The 17,068-nt window shown below is 46.8% G+C and carries 25 protein-coding genes; 24 read left to right on the forward strand and 1 reads right to left on the reverse strand.

The window, feature by feature from the left end; all coding sequences use genetic code 11:
• Positions 1 to 109: 109 nt before the first annotated feature.
• From M4D81_RS08440 to M4D81_RS08460, 5 genes are all read left to right on the forward strand, one after another.
• The gene (locus M4D81_RS08440; RefSeq protein ID WP_071218657.1) at positions 110 to 1,561 is read left to right on the forward strand and encodes a carbon starvation CstA family protein; all 1,452 of its coding nucleotides are present in this window, start codon (positions 110 to 112) and stop codon (positions 1,559 to 1,561) included.
• Between the two features lie 198 nt (positions 1,562 to 1,759).
• A complete protein-coding gene (locus M4D81_RS08445) occupies positions 1,760 to 2,404 on the forward strand; it encodes a hypothetical protein (protein ID WP_260065598.1) in 645 nt (214 codons plus the stop codon).
• Between the two features lie 22 nt (positions 2,405 to 2,426).
• Complete coding sequence (locus M4D81_RS08450) at positions 2,427 to 2,954, forward strand: MauE/DoxX family redox-associated membrane protein (RefSeq protein WP_260065599.1); 528 nt, start codon at positions 2,427 to 2,429, stop codon at positions 2,952 to 2,954.
• Between the two features lie 10 nt (positions 2,955 to 2,964).
• A complete protein-coding gene (locus M4D81_RS08455) occupies positions 2,965 to 3,504 on the forward strand; it encodes a thioredoxin domain-containing protein (RefSeq protein WP_260065600.1) in 540 nt (179 codons plus the stop codon).
• 14 nt (positions 3,505 to 3,518) lie between these two features.
• Positions 3,519 to 3,989: a hypothetical protein gene (locus M4D81_RS08460; protein ID WP_260065601.1), complete on the forward strand. Its 471-nt coding sequence runs from the start codon at positions 3,519 to 3,521 to the stop codon at positions 3,987 to 3,989.
• Between the two features lie 28 nt (positions 3,990 to 4,017).
• Here M4D81_RS08460 and M4D81_RS08465 read toward each other — a convergent pair whose 3' ends face one another.
• Entirely contained in the window at positions 4,018 to 4,194 is a 177-nt protein-coding gene (locus M4D81_RS08465) for a hypothetical protein (RefSeq protein ID WP_260065603.1), read from the reverse strand.
• Positions 4,195 to 4,232: 38 nt separating this feature from the next.
• Here M4D81_RS08465 and M4D81_RS08470 point away from each other — a divergent pair, with 38 nt between their 5' ends.
• The 19 genes from M4D81_RS08470 (at position 4,233) to M4D81_RS08565 (ending at position 17,043) form a co-directional block, all read left to right on the forward strand.
• A complete protein-coding gene (locus M4D81_RS08470) occupies positions 4,233 to 4,637 on the forward strand; it encodes a NusG domain II-containing protein (RefSeq protein WP_260065604.1) in 405 nt (134 codons plus the stop codon).
• A gap of 330 nt (positions 4,638 to 4,967) precedes the next feature.
• Complete coding sequence (locus tag M4D81_RS08475) at positions 4,968 to 5,093, forward strand: hypothetical protein (RefSeq protein ID WP_260065605.1); 126 nt, start codon at positions 4,968 to 4,970, stop codon at positions 5,091 to 5,093.
• A gap of 4 nt (positions 5,094 to 5,097) precedes the next feature.
• Positions 5,098 to 5,727, forward strand: a complete 630-nt coding sequence (locus M4D81_RS08480; protein WP_260065606.1) for a hypothetical protein — start codon at positions 5,098 to 5,100, stop codon at positions 5,725 to 5,727.
• A gap of 186 nt (positions 5,728 to 5,913) precedes the next feature.
• Positions 5,914 to 6,459, forward strand: coding sequence for a GNAT family N-acetyltransferase (locus M4D81_RS08485; RefSeq protein WP_071218650.1), 546 nt, complete (start codon positions 5,914 to 5,916; stop codon positions 6,457 to 6,459).
• A gap of 23 nt (positions 6,460 to 6,482) precedes the next feature.
• Positions 6,483 to 6,737 (forward strand): DUF402 domain-containing protein, encoded by a 255-nt coding sequence (locus M4D81_RS08490; protein WP_260065607.1) that lies wholly within the window; start codon positions 6,483 to 6,485, stop codon positions 6,735 to 6,737.
• Positions 6,738 to 6,875: 138 nt separating this feature from the next.
• A complete protein-coding gene (locus M4D81_RS08495; RefSeq protein ID WP_071218647.1) occupies positions 6,876 to 7,433 on the forward strand; it encodes a GNAT family N-acetyltransferase in 558 nt (185 codons plus the stop codon).
• 126 nt (positions 7,434 to 7,559) lie between these two features.
• A complete protein-coding gene (locus tag M4D81_RS08500; protein ID WP_260065609.1) occupies positions 7,560 to 8,306 on the forward strand; it encodes a GNAT family N-acetyltransferase in 747 nt (248 codons plus the stop codon).
• Positions 8,307 to 8,510: 204 nt separating this feature from the next.
• On the forward strand, positions 8,511 to 9,233 hold the full coding sequence (locus tag M4D81_RS08505) for a class I SAM-dependent DNA methyltransferase (RefSeq protein WP_260065611.1): 723 nt from the start codon (positions 8,511 to 8,513) through the stop codon (positions 9,231 to 9,233).
• Between the two features lie 15 nt (positions 9,234 to 9,248).
• Positions 9,249 to 9,728 carry a GNAT family N-acetyltransferase gene (locus tag M4D81_RS08510; protein WP_260065613.1) on the forward strand — a complete coding sequence of 160 codons (480 nt, stop codon included), beginning with the start codon at positions 9,249 to 9,251 and terminating at the stop codon, positions 9,726 to 9,728.
• Positions 9,729 to 9,850: 122 nt separating this feature from the next.
• Positions 9,851 to 10,435, forward strand: coding sequence for a GNAT family N-acetyltransferase (locus tag M4D81_RS08515; RefSeq protein ID WP_260065614.1), 585 nt, complete (start codon positions 9,851 to 9,853; stop codon positions 10,433 to 10,435).
• 9 nt (positions 10,436 to 10,444) lie between these two features.
• Positions 10,445 to 10,678 (forward strand): hypothetical protein, encoded by a 234-nt coding sequence (locus tag M4D81_RS08520; protein WP_260065616.1) that lies wholly within the window; start codon positions 10,445 to 10,447, stop codon positions 10,676 to 10,678.
• Positions 10,679 to 10,704: 26 nt separating this feature from the next.
• Positions 10,705 to 11,403: a YjjG family noncanonical pyrimidine nucleotidase gene (locus tag M4D81_RS08525; RefSeq protein ID WP_260065617.1), complete on the forward strand. Its 699-nt coding sequence runs from the start codon at positions 10,705 to 10,707 to the stop codon at positions 11,401 to 11,403.
• Positions 11,404 to 11,546: 143 nt separating this feature from the next.
• Positions 11,547 to 12,194, forward strand: coding sequence for an HAD family hydrolase (locus tag M4D81_RS08535; protein ID WP_260065619.1), 648 nt, complete (start codon positions 11,547 to 11,549; stop codon positions 12,192 to 12,194).
• A 331-nt stretch (positions 12,195 to 12,525) separates the two neighbouring features.
• Complete coding sequence (locus M4D81_RS08540; protein ID WP_194543255.1) at positions 12,526 to 13,143, forward strand: YqaA family protein; 618 nt, start codon at positions 12,526 to 12,528, stop codon at positions 13,141 to 13,143.
• Complete coding sequence (locus M4D81_RS08545; RefSeq protein WP_071218639.1) at positions 13,143 to 13,679, forward strand: phosphatase PAP2 family protein; 537 nt, start codon at positions 13,143 to 13,145, stop codon at positions 13,677 to 13,679. The genes M4D81_RS08540 and M4D81_RS08545 overlap by 1 nt, the downstream gene beginning before the upstream one ends.
• A 22-nt stretch (positions 13,680 to 13,701) precedes the next feature.
• Positions 13,702 to 14,943 carry an MGDG synthase family glycosyltransferase gene (locus M4D81_RS08550; protein ID WP_260065622.1) on the forward strand — a complete coding sequence of 414 codons (1,242 nt, stop codon included), beginning with the start codon at positions 13,702 to 13,704 and terminating at the stop codon, positions 14,941 to 14,943.
• Positions 14,944 to 14,961: 18 nt separating this feature from the next.
• Positions 14,962 to 15,597 carry a DedA family protein gene (locus M4D81_RS08555; RefSeq protein ID WP_071218637.1) on the forward strand — a complete coding sequence of 212 codons (636 nt, stop codon included), beginning with the start codon at positions 14,962 to 14,964 and terminating at the stop codon, positions 15,595 to 15,597.
• 175 nt (positions 15,598 to 15,772) lie between these two features.
• On the forward strand, positions 15,773 to 16,138 hold the full coding sequence (locus tag M4D81_RS08560; RefSeq protein ID WP_071218635.1) for a glyoxalase superfamily protein: 366 nt from the start codon (positions 15,773 to 15,775) through the stop codon (positions 16,136 to 16,138).
• Entirely contained in the window at positions 16,135 to 17,043 is a 909-nt protein-coding gene (locus M4D81_RS08565; protein ID WP_260065624.1) for a hypothetical protein, read from the forward strand. Before M4D81_RS08560 ends, M4D81_RS08565 begins: the two co-directional genes overlap by 4 nt.
• Positions 17,044 to 17,068 lie beyond the last annotated feature (25 nt).

Here is a 17,068-nt window from a genome sequence, read left to right on the forward strand (position 1 = left end):
TTTGAACATCTTAATGCGTCTAGACGACATGTTAGTTTAAAATCGCCCTCTGATCTCGATAATTTCTTATAATCAATGTAAGCGATTTCAAGAAAAAGGGGGCGAAGGCATGTATACCTTCATCATATCGATCATTCTGCTGGTTATTGGGTATTTCACTTATGGAAAATACATTGAAAAAATGTTCGGAGTTAAAGAAGAGCGGGCAACGCCTGCTTATGTCAATCAGGACGGCGTTGATTATCTGCCGATGAGCTCGAACAAAAACTCGCTGATTCAGCTCCTCAATATAGCCGGTGTGGGACCCATCTTCGGACCTATTATGGGCGCACTCTATGGACCGGTTGCTTTTATCTGGATTGTGCTGGGGTGTATTTTTGCCGGGGCTGTGCATGATTATCTGACGGGTATGATCTCCATCCGCAACCGCGGCGCGCATCTGCCGGAGCTTGCTGGCAAGTTTCTGGGCAAAGTGATGAAGCATGTTGTGAACGCTTTCGCGATTCTTCTTCTGGTCTTGGTAGGTACCGTCTTTGTGACTTCACCGGCCAGCCTGCTTCACAATCTGATGAACGGCAAAGTCAGTTTGTGGATCATCACCCTGTTTATTTTCGGCTATTACATTCTGGCTACACTGCTGCCCATTGATAAAATCATTGGCCGCTTCTATCCGATATTCGGCGCTCTGTTACTCATAGCATCTCTTGGTGTCGGCGGGATGCTGATTGTACAGCAGGTACCGATACCGGAATTGACATTAGCCAATTTACATCCGGATCATATGCCGATTTTCCCGCTATTGTTTCTGACGATTACGTGCGGTGCCTTATCCGGATTCCATGCGACCCAGACACCGATTATTTCCCGGACTACACAGACCGAGAAGCAGGGACGTAAAATTTTCTATGGCATGATGATTGCCGAGGGGATTATTGCCATGGTATGGGCCGCAGCGGCGATGAGTTTGTTCCAGGGGTCTAACGGCTTGAACGAGCTTCTGGCAACCGGCGGAACGGGTCTTGTCGTAAGCGAGGTCGCGAAGGTGACGTTAGGTGCCGTTATAGGCACATTGGCTGTGCTGGGCGTGATCGTGCTGCCGATTACGTCGGGGGATACCGCATTCCGGAGCGCGCGCATGATCATTGCGGATTATATCAAGCTGCCACAATTCAGCATGAAGCGGCGCCTTAGCATTGCCATTCCTTTGTTTGTCATTTCCATTGCCTTAACGCAGATTGATTTCAATATTCTCTGGAGATACTTCTCCTGGGCCAATCAGGCCACCGCGGTTATTGCTTTGTTTGTCAGCGCGATGTATCTGTTCATTGCCCGTAAAAATTACTGGGTAGCGCTGATTCCGGGTGCGTTTATGCTCTACACAACGACGGTGTATATTCTGAACGCGGAGATCGGATTCAGGCAGTCCATGAATGTTTCTTATATCGCGGGTGCTGTCATCAGTGTCATACTGGTCATCGTATTTTTTAAAGCAGCTCAAAAAGCGCGCGCAGCCGAAATGCCGCTTGAGGTTGATATCTCGGATTATCATAAAGTCGCATAACCATATCAGCGAGCATGCTTGCATAAATCCAAACCGTCTTTGGAGATTATCCATGGACGGTTTCTTTTATTCTCAATGAAATAGCCATGTAGGAGCATACCCAATGGATCGGATATTTGTATAAATAATCGACAGGCTGTCACTCATAAGATGAAGGAGTGAAGGGTTCATTTAGGGATGACGGGGAGGTGGCATGGCTTGCTGTCGATATTGCTCTTTATATTTGCCGTCGGTGCCGCGGTAGCCAGCGTCGATACCACCTGTGGGCTGAATGTGTTAGGCAGTCTGGAGGGTACGAAGGTCAGTAAATCCAAATATGCGCTGGTGTACATCGTGTCTTGTACCCTGGGCGGCGCTATGACCGGACTGGCGATCGGATGCATCAATTTTGGGCTGAAATTAACCCCTGTTGGTTTATATCAAAACTATATTATTGTGGTGCTGTTTGCGATACTCCTGGGCTTGGAGCTCATTCATAAAACGGGGATTCTCCCATCCGGCAATTTCATCGTTCCCTCCGAATGGATCAAGCATGCAGGGTACCGTTCGGCGGCATTATGGGGCCAGATTCTGGGCTTGGGTTTCATCACATTGCAGGTGGGCGTCCTCTTTCACGCTTATATCCTGGTCTCCTTATTCGCGGCTCCATGGTGGCTTAGCTTGCTGGCAGGGGCAACATTTGGAGTCGTTCGCGGCACCGTGTTCAGTCTCCCGCTGATCCGATCCATCGTATACCGTATGCTTGAAAAAAGGGTGCGCAATCTCACGCTGCTCTCGGCCGTGCGGCAAACGGTCTCCATGCTGTTGATCATCGGTTCCATCATCTGGATCATCAGCTATTGAAGAGAAAGGAGCATATGGGCCCATGTATGATTTGCTCGCAATATCCGTTACGCTGCCCATGCTGTTGTCCGTGGTGAGCTTTGGCTGGAGCCGTGCATTCGGTGATACGGATCGGTTCCCCGGAAGTGCCCGATTGCATGCGCTGCTCATCCTCCTGCAGGTCTTGTCAGTGACCATGGTATATGGTTTTCCATCGCGGTTCAGCTTCCTGGTCATCTCTTTACTTTATTTTGTTCAGGGTGTGGGCGTCGCTTATTTCATCCGAAAAAAAGGGAGGGTGGACTGCGGCTGTCTCGGGCCTCAGATCAGCTCCAAGCTAGGCTTTCCATTAATTGGGTTCAATCTGGCGATGGGACTCATGGGGTTGGCCTACAGCCATTCTGACTGGTTTGCGCATCGCCACTCATTTGATGTCACCGGTCTGCTTATGGAGGGGATGATGCTGCTGCTATCGCTCTTTATCATCATAGGGGTTCCGGATGCCCTGCATGCGATCCGAATATACCGCGAGATTGCAGCAACTCATATTTCCAAAATAAAAAGGTTGTAAGGGGGCCGCGATGAACACCTTCTTCTGGATTTCATATACCATGCTGTGGATTCTGGTTGTACCTTTGGTCATTCTGAACCTGGTCCTGTTTCGGCAGTTGGGGATTATGGTGATGGGTACCGCGAGAGGCGTGAATCAGTCCGGTATTCCGGTCGGCCATAAAATCCCCGGGGCCACAACGACAACCCTGCGGGGTGCCGAGTGGTCCACAAGCGAGCTGATTGGCACGCCTTCCATCATGCTGTTTGGATCGCCGACGTGTAAGGAATGCGCCGATATTTTGCCGGATTTTAAGCGGATCGCCAGGATGAATAACGTGAAACCCATCCTTTTGCTATTCTCGTCCGCGGATTTGGCATCGGAGTATGTCCGAAAAATAGGTTATGACGATGAGGTGCTGATCGTTAGTTCGGAGTTTGCGAATCATCTCGATGTGCAGGTCACCCCTTATGCCTACGCGGTGGATATGGACGGCGTGATCAGACATAAGGGATTGGTCAACAGTCGGGAACAGCTTGAAGCGTACGCGAAAGCATCAAGGGCTTCTTAAGACGAGGTGAGAGTATGTGGTGGAAGCCGGAGAACAAGGACGAAGAGATGCAGGTGGTGATCAGCCGGGTTACCCGGAAGATGAATCGGAAGTCGCTGTTGAATAAATTTGCGCAAAAAACGGCCGAGACGCTTGCCAAAGTATTAGTCCGTCCCGATGATAACGATATCGTTAAAATCTCGTTTGCTGCGGGGCCCTGCCGGCCTCCGCATGGACAATATTGCTCAGGCTGCGGCGCAGATGCCTCCTGTCCGTCGGATTATATTATTTGCACCCCCAAGACGGTGATCGACGATTGTAAAGGCTTATGCCCTTATCCTTCCGGCTGGTGGTATACGAGTGATCCTGCGGGACAACGGGCCAAGTGCCAGGATTGCATCTCGCGTTATGTACATCCGTATGTCGGAAGGAATTGGTGCTATCAGGGAGCACGGGTCTATGGGCGGTATGTAATCTGTGCATGCAGGTCAACGGAGTTGTATTGATAGAAAAGAGGGAAGTGATTCAAGCAATTTATGATGAAATCACTGCCTCCAACACATGATCGAGTCCGTTCCGGGCAGCCGGCAGGTTGCCCCATAGCGAGAGCTGCATCAAGGCTTTCGCGGCTTGCTCCTTCGGTTGTACAAGCTGTTCACATGGATAACGAATGTGACAAAATTCATTTCGGTGGTTTCGTACATCGTTCATACTAGGGTTCCAAAGACTGTGCATGTGGAGGAGGGAACATGTTGTCCAGAATAAGTCGCGGAGATATGATCCTGTTTGCCTTGATCCTGATCCTTGGCTCCTTCACGGGACTGCAGTGGTGGAAGCATAGCCATGTAGATTACCAGCAGGGAGAACTCAAGGCTTTGATTACAGTGAATGGCAAAGAATACGAGACTGTCCCGCTGACCGCGGACGAACGTATCATTGATATTAAAACCAAGTTTGGACACAACACACTGAAAGTGTATGACTACGGGATCCAGATGATATACTCGGATGCTCCGAAGCGAATTGCACTGGATATGGGATTTATCTCGGAACCCTACCAGCAGATCATCTGCGTACCGACTAGAGTCGTGGTTGAGGTGTTAGTTCCCGAACACGAACAGCGAGAGACAGAACTGGATGCTGTGGTAGGCTAAGATCAAGGTACAAGAGAGAATGTTTATCATAAATTTTACTAGAACCGGGGGTTAATACCGGTTCTTTTCGTTATGTAGGACAATGGTGTGAATGCAAGGTTAGCGTAACTTTTTAGCAGAAAGAATAGTTATAATTAAAGAGGAAACGAAGTCAGACAACCATCATTTTCCGATGAATAGATCCGAAGGAGGCTGTTACATGCTTTCCATTGTGAAGGGACGAGAATTTTCAGCCGGATTCGAAAAAGCGCTGAGGGCAAGAGGGATTATACATAGAAGAGTTATGGTCGATTGGAGGTCTCCAGTCAGAGCAGCAAAGGTGGAGAGATTATGGATATGATCGCATTGATATTGATTGTAGGCTTTTTATTCATTGTGGTATATTTGCGGGCGATCTGGAACGTATTGCTGGACATTCGAAACGAGTTAAGAAAAGATAACGACAGAGGAGCATGATTAGATGATGAACGAGAAAAAAGACTACTCCCACGTATACTGGATCGGAGGTTCCCCTTGTTCAGGCAAATCCACGATTGCCGAAATGATCACGAAAGATTACGGCTACACCAATTATCAATGTGATCTGTTTAACGAGAAGCACGTAAACGCATGCAATCCGTCGGAGCATCCCACCATGTTCCGTTTGAAGGATATGGGCTGGAATACATTATGGTCACGACCGGTGGAGCAGCAGATTCATGAGGAGCTGGAGTTTTATCGCGAGGAATTTCCGATGATCGTGGATGATATATCGGCCATGCCGGCCGGCCCCCCCATCATTGTAGAGGGAGCAGCGCTTTTACCTGAAAAAGTAGCACAGCTGGTATCCAGCCCGCATCAGGCAATATGGATCGTACCGGTTCCGGATTTCCAGAAGGAGCATTATGGGAAGCGCGAATGGATCCACGATATTCTGAATCAATGCGATGATCCCGACAACGCTTTTCGGAATTGGATGGGACGAGATATCGGTTTTGCGGCATATGTGGCCAAGGATGCCATGGATCGGGGGTTCAAGGTTATATTCGTGGACGGAAGCAAAAGCATTCAGGAGAACTACGAAGAGGTTAAGCGGCATTTTAATCTATGAAAATATTAGGGAAATAAAATGAAGAAACTCAAAATTACAATTTTGGTTTTGTTGGTGTTCGTGCTTGCCGATTGACTCCAGAGGGGGAAGCCCGTGGAATTACCCGCTCGGAGCTAAAACATTATATTCCCAGGGACGGATAGGTAATTGTCTAATTTTAGTTAAGTAGTTCAAGGGGGGCGTCGCATGACCATTACGATACAAACTTCTCGTCTGCAATTGAAGACGATTGATCGGGATCGGGCAGGGGATGTGGTGGATTTTATCGTCAAGAACGATGAGCATTGGAAGGTATGGGAGCCAGCTAGAGAAGCTGAGTTTTATACCATCGATAAGCAGGCGGAGATACTGGGAGCGGAGAGTCGAAGCATAGCAGACGGATTTCTGTTTAAAGTGTGGCTGCATAAAGATGATGAAATTATCGGTTCGATTGCGATCAGCAATATCGTTCGGGGCGTCTTTCAATCGGCCCATGTGGGATACAAGCTGGCAAAGGCTCATACGGGGCAAGGGTATATGACCGAAGCGCTAAGGGCCGTGGTTGCCTATTGTTTTGATACGATGGGGCTGCACCGGCTGGAAGCTAACATTATGCCAAGAAACATAGCTTCGTTGAATGTAGCGAGAAGATTAGGCTTTTACGAAGAAGGACTGGCCATCAAATATTTGAAGATTAACGGCGTCTGGGAAGACCACCTACATATGGTAATCCGCAATGAACGCATGGAATAACGCATGAGAACGATATTTCTAGGGTGAATGGAGTTAGTGACGAAGGGATCCCTTATTGGGATGATCTCTATCTGGATGTTATTGTGCTTCCAGACGGAAGCCTCTTCATTCAAGATGAAGATGAGCTTGAGGAAGCCTTACGCCAAGGGCATATTGAGTTTCAAGATTATAAGCTGGCTAAAGAAACGGCGGCAAAAATCATTTTGGAGATCCGGTCTGGAGAAAACAAGGTGATCAACAATAGTATCAAGCACTTTTGGCAACTGATCAACCTCTAACCATCCACATCCCTGATGATCATGCTTGGAAACCTGTCCAGTTAACCGATGAACAAAAGGATGAGGTTAAAGCCCATGTTATGAAACACACCAAAGATCTGTGAGACTATTGTAATTGAAGTTACAAGGAGGCCTAACATGCTTCAAGTAGAAGTCAGGCGACCAAATCGCGGCGATATAAAAGCCATAGAGCATTTTTTCAGGCTCGTAATTACCGATACTTTTGCCAAAGAAGGCTTGGCAGACTTACTGGAGGATATTGAACAGGAGATTGACAGCAAAAATAGGTACTTGAACGCAGATTTTGAAACGAACGGAGAGCAGAGATATTTTCTTATCGGACTGCTAGATAACAGCATTGTGAGCTGCATCGAGTATGGACCATCCACTGCATTGATCCGGGAAGCTACCGATGGGAAATTGCGTGATGTGGTTGAAATCGGAACGGTATTTGTTCATCCGGATTGCCAACAGCAAGGGATCGGAAATCTAATGTTAAACATCATGTATCTTACGCTTCTCAATAAAGGATTGACGGAATTTTGTTTGGATAGCGGATACTCTCGTGCACAGAAGATATGGAAGAAGAAGCTGGGTGAACCCGATTATGTCCTACAGGACCATTGGGGGAGTGGAGCAGATCATATGATATGGAAACGAAGACTCGCAGATGTTCCAGTTATATTCAGTTTATAAGGCGGTGAATTCCACTAACGAAACAGGGGGAATGGTCTGGTTCAGAGTAAGGAATACATTTTTTAATTGAATAAAAATCCATATTAACGTATATTTATTCCTAACATATTTGTAGGAGTGATTTACGTGCATAAGAGAATCGAGGAGCTTACCTTAAACGCTTGGCCAGCGCTCCAAACCTTGACACAACAGGGATGGCTGTTACGATTTGCAGACGGCTATACCAAGAGATCCAACTCAATTCAAGCTCTCTATACGGAGTCTTCGATCGACCTTAATAGCCAGATTGAACAATGTGAGCGTTTATATGTTAAGGCCGGACTAGACGTCGTATTTAAAATCACACCATTCAATCCGCAGGAACTCGATCCTATTTTAGAATCCAGGGGTTATACCCTATTGGATCTTACCAGTCTCCGAGTATTGGCTCACCTGGATGATATGGAGTCCCCATCCCATAAGGAAGTTCAGATCGAAGACAAGCTGACCGATGAATGGCTGGATGTGCTTGCGGACATAACCGGAATATCCGAGAAGAACAAGGCTGTAAAAAGAAAGCTGTTTAACTATTCCGTGATACAATATGGATTCTTCATCCTATATGATCGTACTGAACCTGTAGCATGCGGAATTGGTGCATTGGAGCAGGGCTATGTAGGAATATATGATCTGGTTACCGCTCCGGCCTGTCGAAATCGTGGGTACGGCAAACAGTTAATGTTACATATTCTGCATTGGGCCAAGAAACATGGGGCTTCAAGCAGCTATTTACAGGTGGTACAGAATAATTTTGCCGCAAGCCGATTGTATGATCGTCTTCAGTATAAAGAGATCTATTCCTATTGGTATAGGCACAAGCATATCGAAGGGTAAGCACATGCAACCATAATCATGGATGTTCATGAGACTGCTGCTTCCTTGAACAAAGGGTTACTCAAACTGAGGAACGGTTGTATAATCATGGAAGATGACTGGCACGGATACCCGGCTTTAGATGATGTTATCTAAGTAGGGTCTTTTTAGTTTACGAACTCTTATTTGGCTGCTGATAAAGATGTGAAGGTAAGGTTACTTATTATGCGGAAAGTTGGTGTATCCATGTTTGATTTATCGTCGAAATATTATGACGTGATTTACAGCTTTAAGGATTATGAGCAGGAGGCGCAGCAGGTCCGGCAATATATTAAAAGACAGGGTAAGGATTACCGGACTGTACTCGACGTTGCTTGTGGAACCGCGGAACACGCCTTTTTCTTAAAGCAGCACTATACGATCGATGGTATCGATTTAAATCCGGAATTCGTCTCGATCGCGAAGTCGAAAAATCCGGATGGTCATTATTCGGTTGCCGACATGACCCGTTTTCGCTTGGACCGGAAATATGATGTGATCCTATGTCTGTTCAGCTCCATCGGTTATGTGAAAACGCTGGAACTGTTGGTGCAGACCCTTACGCAGTTTAAGGAGCATCTGAACGAGGAGGGTGTCATTCTGGTTGAGCCTTGGCTGACACCGGATGTCTGGACCGCCGGTAGAGTGGACACGATCATGACCGAGCGTCATGGGATCCATATGAGCAGGATGTCCCATTCGGACCGCGAAGGCGATATTTCGATCATGAGATTCGAGTATTTGTTTGGAAGTGAGCATGGAATCGAGCATTATACGGAGGAGCATCGCTTGGGGCTCTTTACCGTGAAAGAGATGATCGAGGCATTCCAGGAAGCGGGCCTTCGCGTGGAGCACGATCCGGAAGGCTTGATTGGAAGAGGCATGTATATTGCACGAAATATGATGTAAGGAGGACCTTGTATTATGTACATCCATCGGCCGCTGGCAGACGAGGATTTATCAACGATATGCAGCTTTCCTCAGACGCCGGAGGAGCTGTTTTATGTGAGTCCCAGATCGGAGTTTCCTTGGACTCCGAAGCAAGTCTTAAGTTTGCTGGAAAATCGATATGATCCCACGGTTATTGTTGAAGAATCTAGAGGGCAAGTAGTGGCTTACGCAAATTTTTATGAGGATATTGATCAATCTCTGTGGCTTGGCAATGTTATTGTTGCTCCGTCGCATAGGGGAATGGGAGCCGCGCAGAAGCTGTTACAGACCATGATGGATATAGCCAAAGAGAAATATGGAATGACTCGCTTTTATCTTAGCTGCCATAATACCAATTCCAGAGGGCTTGTTTTTTATCATAAACTTGGTTTTGAGCCCTACGATGTCCGTATTACGACGCTAGATGATGACCGGAAGATGATTACCATTCAGATGAGACTGAATTTGGTCTGAGCTGGAAGGAAATATTCAAAGCCTCTCAATTGTTGAGCCTGATGATGCTTATACTCGGGCCGGTCAATTGATGCCATCGTCATGGGCAGGGAACATACGCGAAACAATACAGGAGGACTAAATTGAACCACAAGATAAATATCGCTGCTCAAGAAATACCCTTTACAATTGAATGTGAGGACATCCTGCTCAGGGAATATATGGTGGAAGATCTTGACGCGATCTTTAAGATCACGTTTGAACCGGAGATCAGACAGTTCCTGCCTGGTTGGGATGTACCCAGGGAACAGCGGCTTGAATGGTTAACCAACTATGAAATTGTGGAGAATCGGCAGTTCTTGCAGGCTGTTCAAAACGGCGGGGATGTGGGGCAGCTGCGTCTGCGGCTAGCCATGGTCTTGAAAGAAACAGACGAATGTATCGGCTGGTGCAATACGGGCCCTAAAGGGGAGCTGCCCCAGCCCAATCGAGAAATTATGTACGGAATCTCGAATCAGCATTACAATAAGGGATATACCACTCAAGCTGTAAGGGCATTAATCCAGTTTTTGTTCCAAAATACAAGCGAGTACGAGCTGAATGCATTAGCCGTCGTTCATAATCATGCCTCCAATAAAGTAATCCAAAAATGCGGGTTTAAGTATGTGGGCGAAATTGAGCTTGAGCAGGAGCGGCATCATCTCTATAAACTCCGCAGAGAGAGTTAAGGAGGTATTATGAAACAGCTTGCTTTGGGTGCAGGAATCTTCATTTTGGTAGAATTGCTTTTATTTATACTCTATGGAATAGACGAATGGATCATGCTCATACTAGCAGCAGGGGTAATCATTACATTATTATTGTTAATACTTGTTCGTCTAACGGAGCTGGTAAAGAGTAACAGGGATCATCTAATGCACCAGCAACGGCAAAAGATTCGGGAAATGAATGATCAATCCAGATTGGAATAAGTAAGCAGCATGTAAGGAGGGCAGCCGTGCGTTACAACGTTATTTTATTTGATGCAGATGAAACCTTATACGACTATGCCAAGTCGGAGGCTTTTGCGTTATCCGGCGTATTTGGCGAGATTGATCAGGAGTGCACGGATGCCATCGTAGACAGCTACAGACGCATTAATCAGCAGTTGTGGAGTGATTTTGAGCAGGGGAAGGTTACACAGCGTGAATTGCGTACAGCCAGATTTGAGCGTCTGTTGGCAGAACACGGCATAACGTGCACCTTGGATGCCGATGCCTTTAGCGATGTTTACATAAAATATTTAGGGCAAGGCTCCTTCCTAATGGAAGGGGCGGAAGAGCTGTGCAGACAACTGACCGAGCGCGGTCAACGAATGGCTATCATTACGAACGGAATTAAGGAGGTGCAGTTTAACCGTATTAGCCGATCGTCGTTATACGATTCCTTTGAATGCATCATTGTTTCAGAGGATGCAGGGTCCCAAAAGCCTCATGAAGGCATATTCGATTATGCCTTTGATAAGTTGAACCATCCCGACAAGAGCGAGGTTCTTATTGTTGGTGATTCATTAACTTCCGATATACAAGGAGGTATTCGTTACGGGATCGACACCTGCTGGTACAACCCGCTGCGCAAGGCAAACCCGACAGCCATTCAACCTAAGTATGAGATTCATTCCCTTATGGAGCTGCACGATATCATTTCATTTGAGTGATATCTTTGTAATCCTGTACCCGATGCGGCTTCGTCGAAGTATTCAGTCCCGATGTCCTCAGAGGCCATAAATCCGGAGTGCTGGGAACGGTACTCGATATAATCTGGCGTTAACTAAAAACATTTCATCAAAGGAGTTTGAACATGATACAGGCATTTATTTTTGACATGGATGGGGTTATTATTGACAGCGAACCGCTTCACTTTGAAGTCGATATTCAGGTGATGAACTACTACGGATCGGCGATAACCCATGAACAGCTGGAGCAGTATGTAGGTATGACCAATCCGGAGATGTGGGCAGCCATTAAGGATGAACATCAGCTTACCCAATCCGTCTCGGAAATCATTGAATACCAATTGTCCAATAAAATTGAAATGCTTACTTCGCGGGAAATGGAGCCTATTGATGGCATACGGGAGCTCCTTGCGGAGCTTAAGGCACGTAAGATACCTGCGGCTATTGCATCTTCATCGCCACCTGTATTTATTTCGGCCGTTTTGCGTAAGTTTGATCTCCTGGATCATTTTAAATGCGTTGTGAGCGGTGAAGAAGTGGAGAAGGGAAAACCGGCGCCGGATGTATATCTGAAGGCGGCTGAATTGCTCGGTGTGGATCCGGAGCATTGCATGGTGCTTGAGGATGCAAGGCACGGCGTTGCTGCAGCGAAGGCGGCTGGCATGAAATGCATCGGCTTCGTGAACCCGAATTCGGGGAATCAGGACTTATCGCAGGCCGATCATGTGGTGAACTCGGTCCGAGAAGTCGCGCAAATTTGTCAATTTGAATAGCACATGGTCTTAGAACTTGGCAGCCTGGCCGCACATTGCGGCTAAGCTGTTTTTTTGTTTTTGGTCCAAATGGTTATAAACTCAACTTATTGATCATAAAACTCGTTTATACTATATCTACTATATTATATCTACTATTAGTATCTAGACCTAAGTCTAGGTTCATTATCGTCTGAAGACGGAAGTCATCCTTCTCCAATCATGATATCCTTTCATTAACATGATTTCGGAGAGGAATGTGAACGCATGATTTCGATTTTAAATGTAACCAACGATATCGCACAGCATACGGGCTACCAAGTAGGAAGCCTAGCAGAGGAGACAAGGCCTGATGGATTTTTTACGTAATTTAGGCGATATCGGATTATTTATTCATGCTATGATCGATGCGATTATTTTTCCGATTCCGGCTCTTTTCTCGCAATTGTCTTTGAGTGCATTGAGTCCAGACCGTGCGATCTGGCTTGCCACGATCGGATTTGTCGGCTGCCTGATCGGAACGCCGATTGGTTATGGAATCGGCAAGGTTTCCGGAAATTTGGTCTTAACCAAGATCATGAAGAAAAAATGGTACGATTCGGCCACCACATTGTTCACCAAGCATGGGGAAGCCGCTATTCTTGTTGGTGCGTTTACGCCGATTCCGTTCAAAATCTTCACCATCCTCTCCGGTTGTATGAGTTATCCTTTATGGAAACTACTCAGTTACGCAGCCCTCGGGCGTGCCGTGAAGTTCTATACCGTAGGTATCCTGTTCTACGTGTACGGGCGTGCTGCAGAGCATATGGTGGACGGTGTACTTACGATCATTCTACTGTCTGTAGGTGCTCTGATAGGAGGGATCTGGCTGACAGTGCGTCTTATCAAGAACCGCAAGAAGAAACGTGCGGAGGTCCCTGTTGTGCAGGGTCCACCAGAATCAACGGATGTAACGGCAGGTGAAGAGTAATGATAGAGCGATTGCGGAGATTCGATCATCGGGTATTCGTCTGGTGTAACCAGACCATCAGCAACAGAGCTTTTGATCGGTTGTTCGGAGGTATCACCCATCTCGGTGGAGCCACCTTCACGATTCTGAGTGCACTGCTCATCGCCTGGGCAGCGTTTGAAGCATGGGACATAACGGCATATCAGAGTGCCATTGCTTTAACCGTTAGCCATCTGATTGTTGTCCTCATCAAGAAGATCGTCAGAAGAGATCGCCCATTCCGGGTTCTGGAGCAGGTGAAGATCGGAAATTTCCCATTGAAGGACTATTCCTTCCCGTCAGGACATACCACAGCGATCTTTGCAGTCATTACACCACTCCTGTTTCTGGTATCACCGCTGCCAACGATACTGCTGCTTATCCTGGCTGTGCTGGTCGGTCTATCCCGTATTTATTGGGGATATCATTACCCGACGGATTGTCTGGCAGGCAGTCTGATTGGATTGGGTTCAGGATGGCTGGTCGTTTACCTGATGCATGTCATTGGAATCACATAACGTTAGATAAGGAGTAATATTCATGAGATCCATATATGAGCAAAAAATCATCATATTAACCGGAAGTCTGGGAGAGGGTCACAACCAGGCATCAAAGGCCATTGTGGAATCAGCAAAAAGAAACTACCCTCATCTGCGCGTTAAAGTCATTGATTATATGGAGTTAACCCATCCACGGCTGCATGTGGCCGGTCAGTTTTTCTTTGTGCAGTGGATGAAGCATTTCCCATCCGTTTACGGCTATTTATTCCAAAAAACGCGCGAGGAAAACACGCTCATCCATATGCTGAAACGCTTCAGCACCTTCAGTCTTCACAAACTCAGCACGATGCTGGAAACGGAAAATCCGGCTATCGTGGTCAGTACGTTTCCGCCGGCAGCAGCAGGGATGTCTCTGCTGAAAGGGATGGGCTTTACCAATGTGCCGACGGCAACCGTCATGACGGACCATACGGATCACAGCTACTGGATACACGCTCATACGGATTATTACATGGTTGGTTCCGATGTGGTACAGGTTGCGTTGGAGCGCAAAGGCGTGCCAAGCGAAAAGATTTCTGTAACCGGCATCCCCGTCAATCCGCTGTATAGCCAGCCAATGGATCCCGGACGGCTCCGAGCGCATTATGGCTTGCGTCCATCCGAGCAGGTTGTGTTGATCATGGGCGGCGGAGAAGGGATGATCGATAAAGAAATTATCGAGCTCTTGAAATCAAGGGCATACCCAAAGGACGTTCGGTTTATGGTCGTGTGCGGCCGTAATATGAAGTTATATCAAGCACTGCTCGAGGAGTTTGCAGGTCATCCGCAAATCACTGTTATGGGTTATGTGGATCGCATGCATGAATTGATGGCGATAGCGGACCTGATGGTGACAAAACCGGGAGGACTCACGATTTCCGAGGCGCTAACGATGGAGCGGCCGATGCTGTTAGTAAAACCCTTGCCAGGCCAAGAACAAGATAATGCGGATTATCTGGTTGGAATAGGCGTGGCACGGCAGGCCATGGCCGGTGAATTGAAGCAACAACTGCTGACATTAATTAAGAGTCCGTCCTTGTTGCAAGAGATGAAACGACAGGCCTCCTTGAACACGCATAAAGATTCGGCTTTGCTGGTCCTGACAAGACTGATGGATATACAGCAGAATCAGCGCTTTTCCCGTGAATGGTCTGAAGAGGTGAATCCGGTGCCCTACGAGGTCCTGAACAGAGAAGTTTATGTGAATGAAACGCTGCAACACTACTATGACAGTTATCGGTAAGATGAAGGAGTTTTCCCCATGAATTTGTTTGAATTGGTTGAGCAGTTATTTGAACAATATGGTTATCTAGTGTTATTGATTGGGCTCCCCCTTGATTTTATTGCTCTTCCAATTCCTCCTGGAAACAGCACATTGACCTATACCGGTTTTTTAACCTATAAAGGAATTATCGATATGGTTCCTGCAGTTGGATCTGCTTTTATGGGAGCGGCCATGGGGTTAACCATTACCTATATCCTGGGATACAAACTCGGGATGCCCCTTATCGAGCGATATGGAAAATGGCTGTTTATCAAGCCGTCCCTTGTAGAGAAGACGCAGGCCTATTACAACAAATATGGAAATAAGCTGCTCATTATTTGTTTTTTCATACCCGGGGTCAGGCAGTTTATCGGATATTTTATCGGCATGATTCGGGTTCCCTATCGGACGGTGTGGCTGTATGGATATACGGGCGTGGCTGCATGGGTATTGGCTTTTTTCAGCATTGGTTTTATATTCGGCGAGCAGTGGCAGTACATTCTGAACGTGGTGGAGCATTATTTGAAAGTGATCTTCATTTGCCTGGCCAGTTCATTTGTCGTTTTGCTAGTGTGGAGTCGTATTAAACGCGAGAAGGCCAAGAAGTTAGCCAAAGTGACCAGGAATGAATAATGATAAATAAAATGAATACTTGCAAAATATGGCCCAGCAATGTGGATGTATGGATCTGTGCTGGGTTTTTAGATTTAGGACGAGCCTGGCGGAATATATGATATATTCTAAATAAGTCAACGGCAGCGCATACATAACGAGTTAGAAAAAATACGGGTGTAGTTAGGGGCAGACCATGAGCAAAGTCATACCTTTATTCAGAGTGTTCGATGAACCGAAGGCAAGGGAATTCTATATTCACTATCTTGGTTTTACTTTGGATTGGGAACACCGCTTTGATGAAACGGCACCGCTTTACATGCAAATATCAAAGGAATCGGTAACGATTCATTTGACGGAGCATTACGGTGACTGTTCCCCGGGAGCAGCCATTCGCGTGGAGATGGCGGGGATTGAGGGGTTTCACAAACAGCTGTTAAACCAGAACTACCCGTATTCCAGACCCGGAATAGAGATTGCACCATGGAACAGCAAAGAGCTATGTGTCACGGATCCATTCGGCAACCGAATCACTTTCTACGAGGAGTTGGAACCCAAGTGAAGAAGCTAAACAGGATGCGATTTGAACAAGCCAGGCAATATATGCTGCACCAGGCCAGGGATCTTGAACGGTCATTGTTCCGGTATGATTTCGAGAACGGGTCGTTTACGGATGTGTTGACTGCGCTGGACAGCTATCAGAACGAGGACGGTGGATATGGTCATGGACTTGAGCCTGATCTTCGGTGCAAAGAGTCATCTGCTCTGGCCACAACCAGAGCGCTGGAGATTCTTCGCTTGAATCCAAATCATCCGGAGCGGAACGAACGGGTGATATCCGCTTTAGAGTATCTTGAGCATTCCTATGTGCCAGAACGGTCAGGGTGGGATATCATTCCTAAGGAAGCCGAGCAGTCTCCGAGGGCGATATGGTGGCAGTATGGTGCCTTCAAAGATCATTGGGGAAATCCGAATGCGGATATTATCGCCTATTTTATCGACCATCGGGAGCTATACCCTTTGGAGTTTTTGGAATCAAGGATTGATTATGCTGTGAACTACCTGAAACAATCCAGCGATCTTCATGAAATGCATGAATTGTTTTGTTATTTACGTATGAACGAAAGATTGTCAACAGAACAGGCGTCCGAGATCGGAGAAACACTTGAGGTCTTCATGGATCATTGCATAAGCAGGGATCCTTGCAGCCGCGAGGGATACGGAGCAACGCCCCTTAGCATTATGGATTCGCCGGATTCGCCCTATTTTGCTAAATACCACGAGCTTCTTCCGCTGGAACTGGATGAGCTTATAGGGAATCAAGGGGAAGATGGTGCCTGGGAGCCCAATTGGAGCTGGTACCAGTACGAAGAGGTATGGCCGTTGGCCAAGGAGGAATGGAAGGGCATTCTGACATGGAATGCACTTCGGACACTGCGTAATTTTGAACGAATTGAGGGAATTTGACATCGAATCCCAGGATAAAACAGAA

Source organism: Paenibacillus sp. p3-SID867 (assembly GCF_025142895.1).
Lineage (GTDB): Bacteria > Bacillota > Bacilli > Paenibacillales > Paenibacillaceae > Paenibacillus_AQ.

Coding starts and splice junctions, on each gene's coding strand:
- M4D81_RS08440 (WP_071218657.1), top strand. CDS start 110: ATGTATACCTTCATCATATCGATCATTCTGCTGGTTATTGGGTATTTC.
- M4D81_RS08450 (WP_260065599.1), top strand. CDS start 2,427: ATGTATGATTTGCTCGCAATATCCGTTACGCTGCCCATGCTGTTGTCC.
- M4D81_RS08455 (WP_260065600.1), top strand. CDS start 2,965: ATGAACACCTTCTTCTGGATTTCATATACCATGCTGTGGATTCTGGTT.
- M4D81_RS08460 (WP_260065601.1), top strand. CDS start 3,519: ATGTGGTGGAAGCCGGAGAACAAGGACGAAGAGATGCAGGTGGTGATC.
- M4D81_RS08465 (WP_260065603.1), bottom strand. CDS start 4,194: ATGAACGATGTACGAAACCACCGAAATGAATTTTGTCACATTCGTTAT.
- M4D81_RS08470 (WP_260065604.1), top strand. CDS start 4,233: ATGTTGTCCAGAATAAGTCGCGGAGATATGATCCTGTTTGCCTTGATC.
- M4D81_RS08475 (WP_260065605.1), top strand. CDS start 4,968: ATGGATATGATCGCATTGATATTGATTGTAGGCTTTTTATTCATTGTG.
- M4D81_RS08480 (WP_260065606.1), top strand. CDS start 5,098: ATGATGAACGAGAAAAAAGACTACTCCCACGTATACTGGATCGGAGGT.
- M4D81_RS08485 (WP_071218650.1), top strand. CDS start 5,914: ATGACCATTACGATACAAACTTCTCGTCTGCAATTGAAGACGATTGAT.
- M4D81_RS08495 (WP_071218647.1), top strand. CDS start 6,876: ATGCTTCAAGTAGAAGTCAGGCGACCAAATCGCGGCGATATAAAAGCC.
- M4D81_RS08505 (WP_260065611.1), top strand. CDS start 8,511: ATGCGGAAAGTTGGTGTATCCATGTTTGATTTATCGTCGAAATATTAT.
- M4D81_RS08510 (WP_260065613.1), top strand. CDS start 9,249: ATGTACATCCATCGGCCGCTGGCAGACGAGGATTTATCAACGATATGC.
- M4D81_RS08520 (WP_260065616.1), top strand. CDS start 10,445: ATGAAACAGCTTGCTTTGGGTGCAGGAATCTTCATTTTGGTAGAATTG.
- M4D81_RS08535 (WP_260065619.1), top strand. CDS start 11,547: ATGATACAGGCATTTATTTTTGACATGGATGGGGTTATTATTGACAGC.
- M4D81_RS08540 (WP_194543255.1), top strand. CDS start 12,526: ATGGATTTTTTACGTAATTTAGGCGATATCGGATTATTTATTCATGCT.
- M4D81_RS08545 (WP_071218639.1), top strand. CDS start 13,143: ATGATAGAGCGATTGCGGAGATTCGATCATCGGGTATTCGTCTGGTGT.
- M4D81_RS08550 (WP_260065622.1), top strand. CDS start 13,702: ATGAGATCCATATATGAGCAAAAAATCATCATATTAACCGGAAGTCTG.
- M4D81_RS08555 (WP_071218637.1), top strand. CDS start 14,962: ATGAATTTGTTTGAATTGGTTGAGCAGTTATTTGAACAATATGGTTAT.
- M4D81_RS08560 (WP_071218635.1), top strand. CDS start 15,773: ATGAGCAAAGTCATACCTTTATTCAGAGTGTTCGATGAACCGAAGGCA.